This window comes from Bacteroidota bacterium, from assembly GCA_030706565.1.
Taxonomy (GTDB): Bacteria; Bacteroidota; Bacteroidia; order Bacteroidales; family JAUZOH01; genus JAUZOH01.
Genome location: JAUZOH010000261.1, coordinates 1 through 5,517, shown reverse-complemented (window position 1 = coordinate 5,517; position 5,517 = coordinate 1). Strand labels below are relative to the sequence as shown.

The 5,517-nt window shown below is 35.9% G+C and carries 4 protein-coding genes; 1 reads left to right on the top strand and 3 read right to left on the bottom strand.

Annotation, left to right across the window (positions count from 1 at the left end; all coding sequences use genetic code 11):
- Positions 1 to 13: 13 nt before the first annotated feature.
- Positions 14 to 1,282: a hypothetical protein gene (locus tag Q8907_12115; protein MDP4275015.1), complete on the bottom strand. Its 1,269-nt coding sequence runs from the start codon at positions 1,280 to 1,282 to the stop codon at positions 14 to 16.
- Complete coding sequence (locus Q8907_12110) at positions 1,272 to 2,591, bottom strand: DUF4270 family protein (protein MDP4275014.1); 1,320 nt, start codon at positions 2,589 to 2,591, stop codon at positions 1,272 to 1,274. Before Q8907_12110 ends, Q8907_12115 begins: the two co-directional genes overlap by 11 nt.
- Before the next feature lie 636 nt (positions 2,592 to 3,227).
- Between Q8907_12110 and Q8907_12105 the strand changes: the two genes are divergently transcribed.
- Positions 3,228 to 4,277: a kelch repeat-containing protein gene (locus Q8907_12105; GenBank protein MDP4275013.1), complete on the top strand. Its 1,050-nt coding sequence runs from the start codon at positions 3,228 to 3,230 to the stop codon at positions 4,275 to 4,277.
- 626 nt (positions 4,278 to 4,903) lie between these two features.
- On the opposite strand, the gene Q8907_12100 is transcribed toward Q8907_12105, so the two are convergent.
- Positions 4,904 to 5,236 carry a hypothetical protein gene (locus Q8907_12100; GenBank protein ID MDP4275012.1) on the bottom strand — a complete coding sequence of 111 codons (333 nt, stop codon included), beginning with the start codon at positions 5,234 to 5,236 and terminating at the stop codon, positions 4,904 to 4,906.
- Positions 5,237 to 5,517: the final 281 nt, after the last annotated feature.

The following is a 5,517-nucleotide window of genomic DNA, read 5'->3' as shown; positions in this document are numbered from 1 at the left end:
TGATCATTCAGAATTAATCAAACTTGGATTTAATAAACCAGAAATCATGCATCACAATACCAAAGGTGACCAGGGTATAATTCTCCCGGAATAGGATATTGGAAACATTGCCTTTTTGTCCCTCTTGAACGCCAATATGCAAATAAGACTTCTGGAAACGAAGTGGAAAGCACAAACCTGCGCTCAGGCTATAATTGTTTTGCTGTTGGCCATTCAGGCATAAATATGTTTTCTCCACAGATGCCCCGGCCTGATAATAAATTCTTTCAAAATAATTTTTAGGAAGCCGGTTTGACGGGATATACTGTAATCCAACAGACAATCTGTGGCTATCCACATAAGAAGCAAGGCCATTTTCAGATTTAACAGACGACCATTTCTGAAAGCGATAATCTGCAGCTGCAGTAAGCTTTTTATTAAGTGTAAGGGAAAGCCCGGCGCCATAATATTCAGGCAATGTAAAACTTCCCTTATAGGTGGTTTCATCAAGCAAAACCACAGTACTGGAAGTCGTAACATTTACAGTGCTGTACTTATTCAATTTGGTACGGTTTGCATATACGGCACCTAAAGTATAATCCAAATGAGAATTCAAACGATTTGAATATTGCATACCGAATTCGAAATATAAATTTTTTAGGGTTGTATTATTTACCGCATACACCTCATTGGTAAATTCACCAGCCTGAAGGGTTTCTGTTTGGGAAAGAGATCCGAACAAAAAGGATGAATTAACTCCTACAGAAAAATGTTTTGTAAGATTGATGGAATTCCCCCAATAGACCCTGGTTATTCCTCCATCACCCTGGATATTATCGGTAAAATTCTCGTAAGGTGATCCTTCAACTCCCTTTTGCATGTTTACTTTATAACCTACGCTGCTGAATGGTACAATTCCCAAAGCCATAGACCAGAAAGGTTTTACTTTAAAACCCATATCTAACTTTTTAAAATTGATCCTGTTTTCATGCTGGCTCGAAGAGGCCGATTCGAATTTCGAAAGTCTGGCATTCAGGGCAAACTCATAAATAAAAGACAAAGTATCAATGGCATTATAAGAAGCAGGATTTATCCGGTTCAAAAAATTGCTTGAACTTATACCAATTCCCGTACTGCCCATTCCACTGTTCCATCCCATATCTTCAGATTCAATTTCTCCTATTCCGAACATAGAATAGGGCGAATTGGTAAGATTCTGGGCTGAAAGTGAACAAAATGTCGAACTACAGATTGCAAGAACCAAGCAGCAAACTAATTGTATTTTTTTAAGATTATTCATCATAAACCATGTAATAAATTTTCACGCCAATTTGATAATCCACATCTTTATTTTTTTGACCACCGATAATTAACCTGTCTAAAGTGGAATAATAATTGGCAGGCATTAAAATCAAGGCAAGATTCTGAGTATAGGAAGCGTTAATTTTTGCCTTCAAATATGAAGTGATGTCGAACGTATATTGGGTATTTTCTTTATGCAGATAATCCAGGACAAGATTTCCCGTTGCATTATTCCCAGAAGTATTCTGAATTGCACTTTCCAGCTGGTTATTGCTGACTGTTGAATAAAGATTTAGTTGAGAAGGCAGGGAAACATTATGAACATAAGACGACCGTAAAGGTTTGATGTATAAAGTTGCCTTGAGTATAGTCCCATAATTCCCCAGTTTGGGTATTTCAGTAAGATAAGGGAACTCGATTCTCGTTGCCAGGCCAACACCGGCTTGGGCATAAGTTATTTGATTGGTTGATTGGGCATCAAGTTTATGAAGCAAACCATTTCCCAAATTAGCCAGGGCCGTACCAGACCTGTCCGAACTGATCTGATTGAATTGTTCGTTGGTATTCGTCAATTGAAAATCATAATAGGTATCACTATTTAAAGTTCCGTTGATATGATAAAAAAGACGGATATAAGTACTGGTATCAGAGGCATTAAATCCGACAATGGCCGAATTATCATTTTGCCCTGCATAAACGACTAAGCCCTTAAAATATTGAAGGAATAAACTTGCACTTGAAAATTCATCTGCCCCCCCTCTCATCTTATTCAAAAAATCAATACCCAAAGATTTATCAAGAGGGATCTGTATCTTTTTTCTGGATTTAGGCCTTGGGGTATATTGCAGATAACCCAGAGGAGTATCTGCAGAATTTATATGAGTTACATTAAACAAAGAGCCTTCATAAATTTTACCGGAAATATATGAGGTCAGGCGGTTCACGTAAATATTTTGTACAGCGGTGGTATCCCCATAATAATATTTATTGTAACCTAATATTAATTTCACGGAGTCAACTGTTGCATTGTTACTGATAGCTGAAAAAGTCGGCATGCCAAATTCCATATAAGACTTTGAAGAAACCAGGCCCAAATCACCGTCCCTATATTGGCCAACCAGAGCGACATTCTTTCCCGATGTAGCAATTGAATCGTATTTTACAGTTGAGGTAGCTACCGTTACCGTATCGACCAGAATCAAACGGGAATGAGAATCAACGAAATCAGAACCCAGGGTACTTCCATCATTTTTTGTACAGGAAAAAAAGACAGACATTAAAACTATTGCAAATAAAAATAATTTTCTCATTCAGATATTTATTTGAAATAAAATCTATTCAAAAAAGGGTGGAAAATTAATACAATATTTTGAATCCCCACCCATAAGCCTTATAAAATTCAAAAACACCAGCCCTAAAAATATTCAAAACTTAATTTCAATAACGGCTATAAATTAATTTTCTTGTTTAACACCAAAATAAAAAATAAAAATCATCCCCATCTATGCATTCTTAAAAGTTCATCAGCAAGGGATCCGCAAATTCATTCCATTCTTATTTTAGTTTAACAAACATACTCATTTTCTAAATGTCAATTTTACTAATTAATGTAGAATTTATTTTCACTATATATATTTGACTTTTAAGCACATCAATATCATATCTGGTGAATTTTTATTTTTTGTGCACAATAAAATACTATAAAGAGTTGTTTTATTGCAGCAGATAAGTATTTTTGATGTAAAGAGTGAATATTTTTTGCAAATATCACTTTTTTTGATGAAAATTGCAATCTAAATAATTTACATGTAAAGAACAATTTGTAACCCTAAAGGCAGGATGTTCAATAAAAAGGGAATCAAGATCAAACCGATAATTTTCAGCAAAAGAAAATGGAATGAGCAACAATAAAAACATCCAGCTTTTTTAAATAAATTGAAAAACGAATGAAAAAAGTTTTTATTTTTTTAGTATTTGCCTGTCTTGCTGTCGTTTCATTTTATTCCTGCAGTAGCAGCAGTGACACAGTTTTAGGAGATTGGAAAAAAAGATCGGACTTGGACGGTGTTGCCAGATGTGGATCTATGGTTTTTACCATCAACGGTAAGGCTTATTTAGTTAGCGGACACAATTGGGCTCCTGACGGAATTGATACAATTAAGGTGGTTTATGAATTTGATCCTGTAGCCAATGACGGAATGGGATCGTGGACCAGAAAAAAGGAATTTCCCGGTACTCCCAGACACAGCGGTATAGCTTTTAGTGTTGGGAATTACGGATATGTAGGGTTAGGTACTGATGGAAATAATTATTTGAATGATTTTTGGAGATATGATCCCGCCAATGACACTTGGACACAGTTGAAAAATTTCCCGGGTAGTGCCCGTTGCGATGCAGTGGGTTTTTCAATTGGAAACGCAGGTTATGTTTCTTCAGGTTGGGATGGTTCTTATCTGAAGGATTTTTGGCAATATGATCCTGCAAATGACACATGGACTTCAAAAGCCAGTTATGGCGGATCTAAAAGACGTGGTGCTATGGCCTTTGTCATAAACAACAAAGCATATATATGCGGTGGTCAGGGTTCAGACGGGACATACGTTTATGATTTCTGGCAATATGATCCGACAACTTCAAATTGGACCCCGAAACGGGATATTGCAAACACCAATGAAGAAGAAACTTATGACGACGATTATACCAATATTGTCAGAGAGTATGGCGTTTCTTTTGTTATGAATGGTAAAGCATACGTTTCAACCGGCTTACATGGCTCTTATTTACAAGAAACCTGGGAATATGATCCCAAAGAAGATCTTTGGAACAAGATGACCCCCATTGAAGGAAGCGGAAGATATTGGGCAGTCGGTTTTTCAATTAACAACAGAGGTTTTGTAGCTACCGGAACAACCGGAGGTTCTTCTAGTTCTTCATTTTTGGAAGACATCTGGGAATTTTTCCCGACTGCTGCGTTCGACATATCTAAGGAAAAATAAGAATGACTTACTGACAGTCAATATAAAATACTAAAAAGCCCAAAGATTAAATCTTTGGGCTTTTTTAATATTCTTAAATCTATGATGATATCGTAAATCAGGGGGCACCAGTACCCCCCCGTGTGTTGCATTTAAAAACAGGAAATCATCTTCGTCATTGCCGTTGGCTTCAACCAAATATTGGGTATAATTCTAAGATGCTGAATTTGGGCTAAAGCCCAAGAAATATCAATATATCATCAGAATCCGTCAGCTGAAGCTGACGGCAATGAAAGACAAAAATAAAGGCCATAAAAACGGAGATTGATGGCAATAAATTAAAAAATCAAGGATTGTGAAAGTTTAAGCTGACAGCAATGAAAACCGAAATTTAGGAGAATGAAAAGCCATTTCGGTTTTCCAAACCTAACAGGTTTTATTCTCAGTGTTTTACTGGTGAACCTATAAACTGGTAAACCTTAAAATTCCGATATAACTTAAAGATCTTTCGCTTCATCTCATTCCGAGCATAGCGAAGAATCTTTACACTAATTAGATCTGAGATCCCAAATCATAAAACATTCCTTAAAATAATTGAAATTTATTCGAAACTGATTTGGGTTATACTGCGAATTTCTATTTGAAAACTATTTATTAAACTGGTCTTCTTCGCCTTTTTTGACAAGAATAAAAACATCTTCACTGTCTTTTTTCATCAGGTATTGTTCACGGGCAAATTTCTCCAGATTCTCGTTATTGGTTTGTAATTCATTAAGTTTCCGCTTATCATCCTTTATCTTCTCCAGGTAATATTCTTTGTCCTTTTTAAGTTGCCTGAGTTGATAGATATTACTAACCTGGTCAATCAGGTTATTATTATCAAAAAATACCATCCAAATAAAAAAGACGAACAAAGTAAGCGTATACTTATTTCTGAAAATGCGGAAAAACCCCCTTAATATTTTTTTAACAGCAGACATTCACATAATTTTTTATGCAAAATAACTTAAAAATCGGACCATTCTCAAAAAATTATAAAAAATCCGGAAAATATAAAGGAAAGGCTTAGCTGCAAATAGAACTAAGCCTTTCAAATATCCATTATTCGGGATAAATTCTGACAACTTCGCCCCCACCCTGAGCCAGATTAAGTTTGAATTGGGATTTTTGGGTCAATTCGTTTTGGGAATGTGAATAATCAGTACCCAGGCGATTGGCATTAACACCATCGGCAATGATTTCGGCCTTATATTTTCCTTGG